Genomic DNA, 13,489 nt, shown 5'->3' on the forward strand with positions numbered 1-13,489 from the left:
TGTGTCTTTCAAGCAAATGTTCTATGCAGCCTGGGGTTCGTTCGGGAAACACCGCGGAACCGGCTTTGCCGGGCCGCAGGTGTTGCCCCCGGTAGGGGGTTGGCAGCCACACGAAGTGGGCAAGCCTGGGGGCGAGCCTTAATCTGCCGACATGCCGGCCTTCTTGGCGACTTCGCCCAGGCGCTTGTATTCGGTGTCGCTCAGCTTCGCGAGCTCCTGCGGCGTCGAGCCGCGCGGCGAGAAGCCGGCCTGTGCCAGCTTGGCCTTCACGTCGGGCATGGCGAGCGCTTCGACAAAAGCTTCGTTCAGCGCCTTGACGACCGGCGCCGGCAGGTTGGCCGGGCCGTACACGCCGAACCAAGGCTCCAGCGCGTAGCCCTTCAGGCCCGCTTCGGCCATGGTCGGCACGTCGGGCAGCGAGGGCGAGCGCGCCGGGCCCGCCACCGCAAGCGCGCGCAGCTTGCCGGCCTGGATGTGCGGCAGCGAGGCCGGCAGGTTGTCGAACATCACGCCGATGTTGTTGCCCAGCATGTCGGTGATGGCGGGACCGCTGCCCTTGTAGGCCACGTGCACGAGTTCGGTGCCGGTCATCTGCGCGAACATCACGCCGGCCAGGTTCATCGAGGTGCCGGCGCCCGCGGTGGCGTAGGGCATGCCCGGGTTCTTCCTGGCGGCGGCGACCAGGTCGGGCACGGTCTTGATGGCCGAGGCCGCCGGCACTTCCAGCACGATGGTCGAGGTGCCCAGCAGGCTGATGGCGGTGAAGTCCTTGCGCGGGTCGAAGGCCATCGACTTGTAGATGTGCGGGTTCAGCGCATTGGTCGAGATGGCGCCGAAGCCGATGGTGTAGCCGTCGGGCGCGGCCTTGGCCACGGCGTCCATGCCGATGTTGCCGCCCGCGCCGCCGCGGTTGTCGATCAGCACCGGCTGGCCCAGCTTCTCCGACACCTTCTGTCCCACGGTGCGCGCCACCAGGTCTGTGGTGCCGCCGGGCGTGTAGGGCACGACGAACCTGATCGGCTTCGACGGATAGTCGGCCGCGTGCGCAAGGAAGGGCACGGCCAGCAGTGCGACGGCCGCCGCGCGGCGGGTGAGGGTGAAAACAGTCTTCATGCTTTGAATTGATCTTTCAGGCCGGCCCAGCAGTCGGCGTAGTCGGTGTCGAGTGCGCTGCTTTTCAGCGCGAAGTTGGTGGGAATGAAGCGGTAGCGGCTCTCGAACATGAAGGCCAGCGTGTTGTCGAGCTTGTGCGGCTTGAGGTCGGCATTCGTGGCCTTGTCGAAGGCTTCCTCGTCCGGCCCGTGCGGCACCATGCAGTTGTGCAGGCTCGCGCCGCCGGGCTTGAAGCCGCCCGGCTTGGCGTCGTACTCACCCAGCACCAGGCCCATGAACTCGCTCATGAGGTTGCGGTGGAACCACGGCGGGCGGAAGGTGTTCTCCATCACCATCCAGCGCGGCGGGAAGATCACGAAGTCGCAGTTGGCGGTGCCGGGCGTGTCGCTGGGCGAGGTCAGCACGGTGAAGATCGACGGATCGGGATGGTCGAAGCTGATCGAGCCGATCACCATGAAGTGCGCCGTGTCGTACTTCACCGGCGACAGGTTGCCGTGCCAGGCGACCACGTTGAAGGGCGACTGCTTCATCGGCGCCTGCCAGAAGCGGCCGCCGAATTTCTTGACGATCTCGTAGCCGCCTTCCTCCGTTTCGAAGGCCGCCACCGGCGCCTGGAAGTCGCGCGCATTGGCCAGGCCGTTCGAGCCGATGGGGCCCAGCTCCGGCAAGCGGAAATGCGCGCCGTAGTTCTCGCACACGTAGCCGCGCGAGAGCCCGTCCGGCAGCGCCACCTTGAAGGCCATGCCGCGCGGCAGCACCGCGATCTCGCCGGGCTTCACGTCGAGCACGCCCAGTTCGGTGGTGACGACCAGGCGGCCCTGCTGGGGCACCAGCAGCATTTCGCCGTCGGCGTTGACGAAGGCGCGGCGCTCCATCGAGCGGCCGGCCAGGTACATCAGCGAGCCGATGCCGACCTGCGACTCGGCGTCGCCGTTGGCCGCGATGGTGTGCATGCCGTCGATGAAGTCGACGCCGTCCGCGCCGTCCAGCGGCTGCGGATGCCAGCGCAGCGGCTCGGGCGGCAGCGCGATCTCGCGGTCGGCGCCGGTGGTCCAGTGCGGCTGCGCATACGGCTGGTAGCGGCCCGACACCACCGAGGGCTGGCGGCGGTACAGCCAGGTGCGGCGGTTCTCATGGCGCGGCGCGGTGAAGGCGGTGCCGGAGATCAGCTCGGTGTAGAGGTCGAAGGGGCCGCGCTGCGGGTTGTTGCGGCCCTGGGGCAGGGCGCCGGGCACCGCCTCGGAGGCGTATTCGTTGCCGAAGCCGCTCTGGTAGCGCCGTTCGGAGGGCGGGGTTGCTTGGGTCATGTGTTTTCTCTTTCGAAAAATCGCGATGAGGTTGGAATGCGTGACTGCCGGGGCTCAGCCGGCGCGCGCCGCGTCGAAGGCTTCGCGCAGCACGGCCAGCGAGCCGATGTGGTTGGCCAGCACGAGCACCAGGCGGGCGTTGAAGGCGTGGCTCTCTTCGTTGGAAAGCCCCTGGTGCGCTTCGATGAGCGCCTCGTAGAAATCGTCGGGCGCCTCGAGGTTGGGCGTGGTGATCAGTTGCTGTGGTGCTTGCATGGCTTTCATGCCTTGGCCAGTGCGCGGTCGACGGCCGCGCGGATGAGGGTGGGCGTGGGGCTGCGCCAGCGCGCGCACACGTGCTGGTCGGGCCGCAGCAGGTAGACGGTGCCGGCCCGCGCGTCGTAGCGCCGCGTGGCGAGTTCGCCGTCGGGCGTGGCGTCTTCCACGCGCACCACATGCAGCGGCAGGTCGCATTCCTTCAGCGCCTGCAGGCTGCGCTCGGCGGCTTCGCCCTGGCCGAACACCAGCGCGGTGAAGCGCTCGGCATGGCATTCGCGCAGCAGCCAGCCGGTGCTGCCGCCGGCGCGGGCCACGGGTGCGTCGGCAGCCGCCGCGCCGGGCACCATCGTGCCGGCGAAGGCGTCGGCGTCGGGCGTGTTGAGCGGCGAATCGCGCAGCACCGTGGCCACCGACAGGCGCCCGCTGTTGACCAGCGTGCGCGCGAAGGCATGGCGGCGGGTCAGCTCCAGCACCGCGTCGCGGAAGAGGCGGCTCACGTCGCTCTTGGGCGTGATGAAGTCGGTGGCGCGCGTGGAGTTGCGGATGTTCTCGTCGGCCGCGAACTCGCGTTCGGTGGCGTAGCTGTCGAGCAGCGCATCGGGCGCCTGGCCCTGCACCACGGCCGCGAGCTTCCAGGCGAGGTTGTCCGCGTCCTGTACGCCCGAATTGGCGCCGCGCGCGCCGAACGGCGACACGCCGTGCGCCGAGTCGCCCGCGAACAGCACGCGGCCGTGGCGGAAGCGCTCCATGCGCTGGCAGGCGAAGGTGTAGACGCTGGCCCAGCCGATCTGGAACTGCACGCCCTCGAAGCCGATGCTGTCGAGCAGCGCGCGAACGCGCGGCGTGATGTTCTCCGGCTTGCGCTCTTCCGCCGGGTCGGCGTCCCAGCCGAGCTGGAAGTCGACGCGCCACATGCCGTCGGCCTGCTTGTGCAGCAGCACGCTCTGGCCGGGGTGGAACGAGGGGTCGAACCAGAAGCGGCGCTCCGTGGGCAGGTGCGCGTCCATCGTGATGTCGGCGATCAGGAAGCGGTCGCGGAAGATCCGGCCTTTCGCTTCCAGGCCGAGCATCTGGCGCGTGGGGGAGCGCGAGCCGTCGCAGGCGGCGACGTAGCCGGCATGCAGCCGGTACTCGCCCTCGGGCGTTTCCACCGTCAGCACCGCGCCGTCGCCGCCTTGCTCGATGCCGGTCACCTTGTGGTTCCAGCGCAGGTCGATGAGCGGCAGCGCGGCCACGCGCTCGACGAGGTAGCCCTCGACGTAGTACTGCTGCAGGTTGATGAAGGCCGGTCGCTCGTGGCCGGGCTCGGGCAGCAGGTCGAAGCTGTAGACCTGCTCGTCATGGAAGAACACCTTGCCGACGTTCCACGACACGCCCTTGTCGACCATGCGGTCGCCGCAGCCGAGGCGGTCGAACACCTCGAGCGTGCGCTTGGCGAAGCAGATCGCGCGCGAGCCGCTGGACAGGGTGTTGTCGTTGTCGAGCAGCACCACGGGCACCTGCCGCAGTGCGAGGTCGATGGCCAGCGTGAGGCCCACCGGGCCGGCGCCGACGATCACGACGGGGTGTCGCGCCGGTGCCGCCGCGTCCTGGTCGGCGTGGCGCTTGTAGTCGAAGCGCAGGCTTTGATAGTCGATCACGTACTTGTCTCCGTGTCCTTTGTCCTTGTCTTGCTCCTTCCCCCGCTGGGGGAAGGTCGGGATGGGGGCTCGACGGCGCTCGAAACTGGCGCTCTGCCTGCCCCCACCCCAGCCCTCCCCCAGCGGGGGAGGGAGCGATGCGGGATCAGCCTTCGAGCGCCTTCCACATCTCGATGTCGCGCTCGGCCGTCCACACGCGCGGATCGGCATGGCCCGAGGCCTCGTCGTAGGCGCGGCTCACGTCGAAGGGCATGCAGTGGTCGAAGATCACCCACTGGCTGTACTTGGGCTTGAGCTTTTCGTAGGTCTCCTTGTAGACCGCGTTCAGGTCGCGGCCGGCCTTCACGCCTTCCTGCACGCTGGCGTACACGTCGGAGATGAAGTTGCGCGTGCCCGTCAGGCCTTCCGCCACGGCCTCGGGCGTGGTGAGCGCGGCGCCGCGGCCCGGCACCAGCGCCACGGGCTTGAGCGCGGCGATGTTGTCCAGCGTCTGCGGCCAGTCCTTGAAGTAGGCGTCGCCGGCGTACGGGGTGGCGCCGAACTCGACCAGGTCGCCCGACAGCAGCGTGCGTTCCTGCGGCAGCCAGACGACGGTGTCGCCCTTGGTGTGGCCGCGGCCCAGCTGGATCAGCTGCACTTCGAGCTTGCCCAGCCACAGCGTCATCTTGCCGGTGAAGGTCATGGTGGGCCAGGTCAGGCCCGGGGGCACGGTCTCGACGTTCTGGAACAGGCGCGGGAAGCGGCCGATTTCGCTGGCCTTGTCCTGTTCGCCGCGCTCGACGATCAGGTCGCGCGTGTCCTGGCTGGCCAGGATGTGCTCGGCGCCGTAGCCCGCCGCGCCCAGCACCCGCACCGCGTGGTAGTGGGTGAGCACCACGTACTTGATGGGCTTGTCCGTCACCTCGCGGATGCGGCGCACCACGTCGGCGGCCATGGCGGGGGTGGCCTGGGTGTCGGCCACCAGCACGCAGTCGTCGCCGATGACGATGCCGGTGTTGGGGTCGCCCTCGGCGGTGTAGGCCCAGGCATGTTCGGAGATCTGGCTGAAGGTGATCTTCTTCTCTTCCATGTCGGCCTGGCTGGCGAATTTCTTGGCTTGGCTCATCGTGTGTCTCCGTCGGTGGGTTGGAATCTGGGATTCGTTTAAGTCGAACGAATTTGCGGTTAACGAATTTTTGGAGTGTAAGCGCCGGATCAGTTAATGTCTAATCCCTTCTTCATGAACGAACAACCGGACGCCAAAGGCAGCCATGGCCACTGACACCGACCGCGCCCAGCGCGGCATCCAGAGCATCGAGGTCGGCGGCCAGTTGCTGCGTGCGCTGGTGCACCACGGCCGGCCCATGGCGCTGAAGGACCTGGCGCGGGAAGCCGACATGACCGCGGCCAAGGCGCACCCGTACATGGTCAGCTTCGGGCGCCTGGGCCTCATCGAGCAGGACCGCGCCAGCGGCCACTATCTGCTCGGCCCGCTGGCCTTGCAACTGGGGCTCATCAGCCTGCAGCAGGCCGACCCGGTTCACATCGCCACGCCGCTGATCGGCCAGCTCGCCCAGCAGATCGGCCACACCGTGGCGCTGGCCGTGTGGGGCGCGCGCGGCGCGACCATCGTCCGCACGGCCGAGTCGCCGTCGCCGGTGCACGTGAACATGCGGCACGGCACGGTGTTCTCGCTGACCAACACCGCCTCGGGCCGCGTCTTCGCCACCTACCTCGACGCCGAGGTGGTGCGCCGCCTGCTCGAGGAAGAGCGCCAGCGCCAGAAGCAGCGCAAGGGCGCCGAGCCCGCGCCGCCGGCCGGCATGCCGCCGGTGCAGCCGCTGCCTTCATGGAGCGACTTCGAGCGCCAGCTGAAAGAAGTGCGCGACCACGGCATCAGCCGCTCCGACGGCGAGGTCATCGAGGGCGTGAGCGCCATGGCCGCGCCGGTGTTCGACCACACTGGCGCCATCGTGCTGGCCGTCACCGCCATCGGCCCGGCCGGCATCTTCGATACGGCGTGGGACGGCGAGATCTCCCGCGCGCTCAAGGCCTGCGCGGACACCGTGTCGCAGCGCCTGGGCGCCACCGCCGTTCCCGCCCCGGCGAATTCCCCCAAACCAGAGCGATGACGCGCGTCACACCAGAAAACACCTCCACCTTCGAAGCAGTACAGGCGGCCGCACGGCTGCTGCGCGATGCCCGGCGCATCGTCGTGTTCTCCGGCGCCGGCCTGTCCCGCGCCTCCGGCATTCCGACCTACCGCGACGCCGACGGCCTCTGGAAGAGCCAGAACGCCCTGCAGTTCTCCCACGCCGAAGACCTGGCGCGCGATCCGTCGGGGTTCACGAAGTTCTGGGCGCAGCGCATGTCGGTGATCGAATCGGCGCAGCCCAACCCGGGCCACGCCGCGCTCGCGGCGCTGCAGCGGCTGCGCCCCGCCACGCGGCTGGTGACGCAGAACGTCGACGGCCTGCTCACGCTGGCCGGCGGGCAGGACGTGCTCGAACTGCACGGCTCGCTGCGCCGCTGGCGCTGCGACCGCTGCGGCAACCGCAGCGGCCCCTGGCCCTTCCACCGCTGCCTGCGCTGCGGCTCGCATGCGCGCCCCGACGTCGTGATGTTCGGCGAGATACTGAACGCCGGCGTCCTGCTCGACGCGCAGGTGGCCGCGCAGGAGTGCGATCTGTTCATGGTGGTGGGCAGCACCACCATCGTCTACCCGGCCGCCGAACTGCCGCAGACGGCGCTGGCGCACGGTGCGCGGCTCGTCACGCTGAACCTGGAGCCGCTTCCGCACCTGGACGATGCGGCCTCCGTGGTGCTGCGGGGGGCGTCGGAAGACCTGTTGCCGAAGCTGCTGGCGGGCATGGGCTGAAAGCCGGATGTGGGGCGGGTGTTTACGCCATGGCGACGGTCTAAACTCGGGCGCCCCGGGAGGCGTCACATGTTCGCGCTTCCGCCTACCTGATCCAAAGAATGGCGCCCGCAAAACTCTGGTTGTCGATATTTTTGTCGGGCTTTGCCGTATGCGCGTGCCTCCTGCTGCAGTCTCTGTTGACGCTTGCTCCCTATGGAGACCTCTCCCGTGTCGGGCGGGTCTCCGAAGATGATTTCGGCTGGAAGATAGAGCCGCCGCACATTGGCAGCAGCCTCCTGCACGGCGCACCCGTCGACAAGGCCGACATCCTGGTCATCGGCGACAGTTTTTCCGCGCCCCACGTCTGGCAATCGGCGCTGGTGAAAGAGGGGCACGCGGTGGCGACCATGTACTGGTCGCAAATCGACGAGATGCTGTGCGCCGACTTCGAAGAGTGGCTCTCACAGATCGGCTTTCGCGGCAAGCTGGTGGTCATCGAGAGCGTTGAGCGCCTGCTGAATGTGCGGCTCGCGCATTCACGCAGATGCACGCCGCTGAAGCGCCCTTTGACGGCTGCAGTCGAGCCGGCGTCACCGCCCTTGGCGCAGGTGCCTGCCTTCGCTCTCAATTGGGACGCGCAGCTCTTTTCGGGCTGGATGACGAACAGGTGTACCCATGCGGCGATCGCCGGCAAGGTTCGCAGCGGTTGCAACTCCATGACGCTGGCGCGGCCAGTGGCTGATGGGTGCGCGTTGTTCAGTCATCGCCGCTGCGATATGGCCCTCTTCCTGGCGGACGACTTGAATCACGGAGAACTCACGGCAGCGAATGTGGCCGGCATGCAGGCTTTCTCGAACACGCACGCCAAGATGCCCGTGCTCTGGATGGTTGTTCCGAACAAGTGGACGGCCTATCTCGAGCCCGCGCGCTCGCAGGCATTCGTGGGTGCGCTGCGGCAGACCGATCTGGGGCCCGATCTGTTTGCATTCGTTCAGCAGGAGAAGACCGCGATGCGCGACTTCTATTTCCCGAACGACACTCACATCTCCACACGCGGCCTGCTGGTGCTGGGCGAACGCATGGCGCAGGCAGTCAAGCAGAAGCTCGGCGTTACTTCGCTGCCGGCCACCGAGTGAGATTCAGCCCTTCCTGCCACCCAGCAGCACCAGCGCCCCGCCGACCACGATCACGGCCACGCTGGCCCAGGGAGGGAAGCTGACCGTCTGCTTCTCCTTCATCGAGAACTCGAGCGGGCCGAGCTTGGCCTCGTGGGTTTCCTTGGTGAAGCTGAAGCTGCCGAGGCCCAAGGCTGCGATGCCGGCCACGATCAGCACGATGCCGACGATGCGTGTTGCGTTCATGGTGTAGCTCCTCCGATCAAGCCGCAGGTTACTGCCGGGGCTGTTGCTGCTGCAACTGGTCGACCCACTGCACCACATCGGCCACGGCGGCGTCGCTGGCCGAGACCAGCGCCTTCACCCCGCCGGGCGCGTCGGCGCTCGGCGCGGGGCTGCGCACGGTGAACAGGCGCTGGCCCAGCACGCGGTCGCCGGCCGGGGTGCCGCGGATCAGCGTGGCGCGCAGGCGCACCAGGCCCACGCTGGCGCTGGCCGAATCGAAGTAGTGGCTGAACTCGTCGAGCGAGATGCGCAGCGTGTCGGGCACTTCGCCCTTGCTGCGCGAGATGGTCGCGCTTTCTTCCGGGCCGAGCACCGTGCGGCGCTCCGACAGCGTGTCGCGCAGCCGCTGGCGCAGCAGTTGCGCCGGCGGCATGCTCCAGCGCGACTGGCCGTAGGGCCGCAGCTCGTTGGCGTCGGCGTAGCCCAGGCGGTAGAGGATCTGCGTGCCGTCGAGGCGGCTGTTGCTCTCGAACTCGGCCAGCGCCAGGGTGGGGCGCATCTGCGCCGGGGCCGATGCCTGCGCCTGCGTGGCGGTGGCAGTGGTGGGGCCGGGGCCGAAGTCGTACAGCGTCGCGCGCGCGGGCTTGTCGGGCAGCGCGCCGCAGCCGGCGGCCAGCAGCGCGAAGCCGATGGCCAGCGCCGCCGTGGCGGCAGCGCGGCGCGGCTTCGCCAGGGAACGGATGGCGTGGATGGTGGCGTTCATGATCATGATGGGCCTCTTCTCTCCCTCAGGGCCGCGTCGCGGCGGGGGCGCTGAAACCCGGCTCGCCCGGGCCCGCCGCCGTGCCGCCGTTGCCGAACAGCAGCGATTGCGGGTTGTCGTTGATGCTGTCGGCCGCGCGGCCCAGCCGGCGGATGGCGTGCGATGTGTCGTCCGCCACGCGGTTCACGCGCGGCAGCGTGGCCGAGTTGAACGAGTCGACCGCCTGCGCCAGCGCCTTGGTGCCGTCGCTCAGGCGCTCGACCGGGCCGTCGGGCGCGTTCAGCCGCACGACGGTGGTGTTGAAGTTGTTGGCCACGCGCGAGACGTCGCCCGCCGCCTTCTTCACCGAGGCCATGGTGTCGGGCAGCTTCGTCAGCGCCGGGTTCAGCCCGGTCTTGACCGTGTTGTCGAGCGTCTTGAGCAGCGTGTTGGCGCTGGCCGAGGCGGCCGCGATGTTCTCCAGCGCATCGGCGGCGCGCTTCTGGTTGGGGTCGCTCAGCAGCTGGTTGGCGCGCTTGGTCACTTCCTCGACCTGGTTGATGATGGCTTCGCCGCGGTCCTGCAGCTGCGCCAGCATCGACGGCTTGAGCGGGATGCGCGGCGGGTCGTCGTTGTCCGGCTTGAGCGACACGGTCGACTCGCCCTTGTCGTCCAGCGCGATGAAGGCCAGGCCGGTCACGCCCTGGTAGCTCAGCGTGGCAAAGCTGGAGGTGGTGAGCGGCACGCGCTCGTCGACCGTGATGCGCACCCGCACGTTGCCCTTGACCTTGGGGTCGAAGTCGATCGACGTCACCTTGCCCACCGCGATGCCGCGGTAGCGCACCATGGCCTGCGGCTGCAGGCCGCTCACGGCTTCGCGCGTGGACAGTTCGTAGAGGTTGCGCACGGTGTTGTCGCGCGTGAACCAGATCACCAGCGCGACGAGCGCGGCGATCAGGCCGAGCACGAAGGCGCCGGCGGCGAGGGCATGGGCCTTGTTTTCCATGGTGGCTACCTACCTTTCAGCGGCCCGCCTCCGCGGCGGGCTGCGATGCGAGAGTTGCGTCGGCGGGCTTGTCGTGTAGGGCCTCCAGGGCGCGCTGCCCGCGCCCGCCGAGAAAATATTCGTGGATGAACGGATGCGGATACGCGATGACCTCGCGCGCCGCGCCGGTGACGATCACCTTCTGGTCTGCCAGCACCGCGATGCGGGTGCTCAGGTCGAACAGCGTGTCCAGGTCGTGCGTGACCATCACCACCGTCAGGCCCAGCTCGCGGTGCAGGCCGCGCAGCAGGTTGCAGAAGCTGTCGGAGGCCTCGGGGTCGAGGCCGGCCGTGGGCTCGTCCAGCAGCAGCAGCGGCGGGTCCATGATGAGCGCGCGCGCCAGCGCCACGCGCTTGATCATGCCGCCCGACAGGTCCGACGGGCTCATGTTGGCGTGCCGGGGCTCCAGGCCCACCATCTGCAGCTTCACCAGCGCCGCGTGGCGGATCAGCTCGTCGGGCAGCAGCTTCAGCTCGCGCAGCGGAAACGCGATGTTCTCCAGCACGCTGAAGGCCGAAAACAGCGCGCCGTGCTGGAACAGCATGCCCACGTTGGCCGCGCCCGAGGCGCTGAGTTCGCCCGGTTCCTGGCCCAGCACCTCGACATGGCCGCGCGTGGGCTTTTCCAGCCCGAGGATCTGGCGCAGCAGCACCGTCTTGCCGGTGCCCGAACCGCCGACCAGCGACAGCACCTCGCCGCGGTCGATGTGCAGCCGCAGGTCGCGATGCACCACCTGCTCGCCGTCGGCGTTCTTGAACACCGTCCACAGGCCGCGGATGTCCACCACGGTCTGGTCGGTGTCGGGGCGCACGGGCATGCTCATCTCGTCATCCCCGGAAGCCGATGCCCTTGAAGAGCACGGCGAAGAGCGCGTCCACCAGGATCACCGCGGTGATCGAGGTCACCACCGACGAAGTGGTGCCGCGCCCCAGGCTCTCGGTGTTGGGCTTGACCTTCATGCCGAAGTAGCAGCCGATCAGCGCGATCAGCACGCCGAATACCGCCGACTTGGCCATGGCCAGCCACAGGTTGGAAATGGGCACCGCGCGCGGCAGCGCCGACAGGAAGTACGACGGCGAGATATTGAGCGCGGCGTCGGCCGCCAGCATGCCGCCCGCGAGCGCGGCCATCGAGGTCCACAGGCTGATCAGCGGCATGGCGATGGCCAGCGCCAGCACGCGCGGCATCACCAGCCGGAAGCCGTGGGCGATGCCCATCACGCGCATCGCGTCGAGTTCTTCGGTCACGCGCATCACGCCGATCTGCGCGGTGATGGCCGAGCCCGAGCGCCCGGCGATCAGCACCGCCGCCAGCACCGGCCCCAGCTCGCGGATCAGCGAGAGGCCGAGGATGTTCACCACGAAGGTCTCGGCGCCGTACTGCCGCAGCTGCTGCGAGATCAGGTAGGCCAGCACCACGCCGATCAGGAGCCCGACCAGCGCCGTGATGTGCAGCGCGGTGGCGCCGAACTGGTACAGGTGCCCGGAGAAATCGCGCCAGGGTCCCCGGTGCGGCGCGCGGACCAGCGCGCAGAGGTCGATCGCGAGCTGGCCGAGCAGGCTGGTGAAGTCGCGCATCACGATCATCGCGCGCGGGCCGTTGTGCGAGAACGCGCGCAGGCGGTCGTTCAGCGTGGGCGAGGGTTCCTCGGGCGTTGCGACGGTGTATTGCGCCACATGGTCGAGCACCGCCTTGTGCTGCGGCGCCATCTCCAGCGCGGCGGGCCAGGCGTGGCGCCAGTGTTCCCACAGCAGCTGCGCGCCGATGTGGTCGAGCTGCTCGATCGCGCGCAGGTCCCAGGCGCGGTCGTCGGTTGCCGGCGCGGCCTCCAGGCTCTTCGACAGCGCCTGCCAGGCCGGCTTGGACGACATCGCCAGCGTGGTCCAGCGGCCGGTGGCCACGGTCCACTGCCGGCCGTCCCGCTCCTGCTGTCCGAGGCCGGGCCACGCGCTGTCGGCGGCTGGAGCGTCGGCAGGCGATTGGGCAGGGGACATAGGGCGTACGAGCGGGAAAGTTAACAAAAGCCAGGTGCGAATCGCGCATCGTAACCGGGTGCATCCGCCGTGCACGTGTTGCAGACCCCTCGTTCGCGTAGGGCACCACGCCGTTTCTTCAGCTTTTCTTAATTAACACCTCGGGCGTGCCGAGGCCACGGGCTCTGGCCGGGAATGCCCACCCGCTCAGGCCGCGAAGCCGTCCGCCAGCGCCTCGCGCAGCCATGCCACGAACGCCGTCACTGCCTGCGGCACGTGCGTGGCATAGGGCCTTATTGCATACAGCCGCTCGCCGAAAGCGCCCACCGATCGCCATTGCGGCAGCACCTGCTGCAGCTTGCCCGACTGCAGCGCCGACTGCGCGCTGAAGTCGGGCACCAGCGCGATGCCCAGCCCGGTGAGCGCCGCGTCGCGCAACGCCTCGCTGTTGTTCGCCACCAGCGGCCCCGACACCGGCACCGTGATGCGCGGCGCCGAGGCCTTGGCCTCGAAGTGCCAGGTCGGCGTTTCCTGGGCGCGCGGGTAGTGCAGGCAGTCGTGGCCGGCCAGCGCCTGGGGCTCGCGCGGCGTGCCGCGGCGGCGCAGGTAGGCGCGGCTGGCCACCAGCACCGACTGGGTCTCGCACAGCGTCCAGGCCACGTGGGTGTCGGGCGGTGCCGCCGTGTGGCGGATCGCGAGGTCGAAACCCTCCATTGCGAGCGAGCTCAGCCGGTCCGACAGGTCGAGCTCGATGCGCACCTCGGGCTGCGCGCGCAGGAAGTCGGCCAGCCGCGGCACCAGCTGCTGGCGCGCGAAGGCCACCGGCGCCGTCACCCGCACCAGCCCGCGCGGCACGCCCGCCAGGTCGCGCACGCCCGCGAAGCTGTGCGCGATCTGCTCGAAGGGCGCGCGCATGTCGTCCACCAGCCGCCGGCCCGCCTCGGTGAGCCGCACGCTGCGCGTCGTGCGCTGCACCAATGGCGCGCCGGCCGCGTGCTCCAGCTCGGCGATGCGCTGGCTCATCGCCGCCTTGCTCACCCCCAGGCGCAGCGCGGCGGCGGTGAAGCTGCCTTGCTGCGCCAGCACCGTGAGCCAATGCAGGTGGGTCCAGAGCGACTCGATATTTTGGGGTTTCATGCATCCATTGTTCGCCATGGTGAACAATAAATTCAAGTTTCGTGTCTAGGCGCGAGGGGGCACGCTGCCTAAACTGGCCGCATTCCCCCTCTTGA

Annotated in this window: 14 protein-coding genes; 3 read left to right on the forward strand and 11 right to left on the reverse strand. The window is 68.9% G+C overall.

Going from position 1 to position 13,489, the window contains the following annotated elements:
* Positions 1-138: 138 nt before the first annotated feature.
* The 5 genes from WIX39_RS06005 to WIX39_RS06025 form a co-directional block, all read right to left on the reverse strand.
* Positions 139-1,113, reverse strand: a complete 975-nt coding sequence (locus WIX39_RS06005) for a Bug family tripartite tricarboxylate transporter substrate binding protein (protein ID WP_409194667.1) — start codon at positions 1,111-1,113, stop codon at positions 139-141.
* A complete protein-coding gene (hmgA, locus tag WIX39_RS06010) occupies positions 1,110-2,420 on the reverse strand; it encodes a homogentisate 1,2-dioxygenase (protein ID WP_081266981.1) in 1,311 nt (436 codons plus the stop codon). Before hmgA ends, WIX39_RS06005 begins: the two co-directional genes overlap by 4 nt.
* Positions 2,421-2,474: 54 nt before the next feature.
* Positions 2,475-2,675 carry a DUF2783 domain-containing protein gene (locus WIX39_RS06015; protein WP_081267002.1) on the reverse strand — a complete coding sequence of 67 codons (201 nt, stop codon included), beginning with the start codon at positions 2,673-2,675 and terminating at the stop codon, positions 2,475-2,477.
* A 5-nt stretch (positions 2,676-2,680) separates the two neighbouring features.
* On the reverse strand, positions 2,681-4,318 hold the full coding sequence (locus tag WIX39_RS06020) for an FAD-dependent oxidoreductase (RefSeq protein ID WP_409194668.1): 1,638 nt from the start codon (positions 4,316-4,318) through the stop codon (positions 2,681-2,683).
* 145 nt (positions 4,319-4,463) lie between these two features.
* Positions 4,464-5,423, reverse strand: coding sequence for an MBL fold metallo-hydrolase (locus tag WIX39_RS06025; protein ID WP_285411597.1), 960 nt, complete (start codon positions 5,421-5,423; stop codon positions 4,464-4,466).
* Between the two features lie 145 nt (positions 5,424-5,568).
* On the opposite strand from WIX39_RS06025, the gene WIX39_RS06030 reads away from it, so the two are divergent.
* From WIX39_RS06030 to WIX39_RS06040, 3 genes are all read left to right on the forward strand, one after another.
* Positions 5,569-6,429, forward strand: a complete 861-nt coding sequence (locus WIX39_RS06030) for an IclR family transcriptional regulator (RefSeq protein WP_409194669.1) — start codon at positions 5,569-5,571, stop codon at positions 6,427-6,429.
* Entirely contained in the window at positions 6,426-7,175 is a 750-nt protein-coding gene (locus WIX39_RS06035) for an SIR2 family NAD-dependent protein deacylase (protein ID WP_409194670.1), read from the forward strand. The genes WIX39_RS06030 and WIX39_RS06035 overlap by 4 nt, the downstream gene beginning before the upstream one ends.
* Positions 7,176-7,276: 101 nt before the next feature.
* Complete coding sequence (locus tag WIX39_RS06040; protein ID WP_285411594.1) at positions 7,277-8,293, forward strand: hypothetical protein; 1,017 nt, start codon at positions 7,277-7,279, stop codon at positions 8,291-8,293.
* Positions 8,294-8,296: 3 nt separating this feature from the next.
* On the opposite strand, the gene WIX39_RS06045 is transcribed toward WIX39_RS06040, so the two are convergent.
* The 6 genes from WIX39_RS06045 to WIX39_RS06070 form a co-directional block, all read right to left on the reverse strand.
* A complete protein-coding gene (locus WIX39_RS06045; RefSeq protein WP_409194671.1) occupies positions 8,297-8,518 on the reverse strand; it encodes a hypothetical protein in 222 nt (73 codons plus the stop codon).
* 28 nt (positions 8,519-8,546) lie between these two features.
* Complete coding sequence (locus WIX39_RS06050) at positions 8,547-9,260, reverse strand: ABC-type transport auxiliary lipoprotein family protein (protein WP_199851977.1); 714 nt, start codon at positions 9,258-9,260, stop codon at positions 8,547-8,549.
* Positions 9,261-9,285: 25 nt separating this feature from the next.
* A complete protein-coding gene (locus WIX39_RS06055) occupies positions 9,286-10,245 on the reverse strand; it encodes an MlaD family protein (RefSeq protein ID WP_409194672.1) in 960 nt (319 codons plus the stop codon).
* 16 nt (positions 10,246-10,261) lie between these two features.
* Positions 10,262-11,107 (reverse strand): ABC transporter ATP-binding protein, encoded by an 846-nt coding sequence (locus WIX39_RS06060; protein ID WP_081266974.1) that lies wholly within the window; start codon positions 11,105-11,107, stop codon positions 10,262-10,264.
* Between the two features lie 4 nt (positions 11,108-11,111).
* Positions 11,112-12,278, reverse strand: coding sequence for an MlaE family ABC transporter permease (locus tag WIX39_RS06065; protein WP_081266973.1), 1,167 nt, complete (start codon positions 12,276-12,278; stop codon positions 11,112-11,114).
* 186 nt (positions 12,279-12,464) lie between these two features.
* Positions 12,465-13,394 (reverse strand): LysR family transcriptional regulator, encoded by a 930-nt coding sequence (locus tag WIX39_RS06070; protein WP_081266972.1) that lies wholly within the window; start codon positions 13,392-13,394, stop codon positions 12,465-12,467.
* Between the last annotated feature and the right edge of the window lie 95 nt (positions 13,395-13,489).

The organism is Variovorax sp. AB1(2024), assembly GCF_037482385.2.
GTDB lineage: Bacteria > Pseudomonadota > Gammaproteobacteria > Burkholderiales > Burkholderiaceae_C > Variovorax.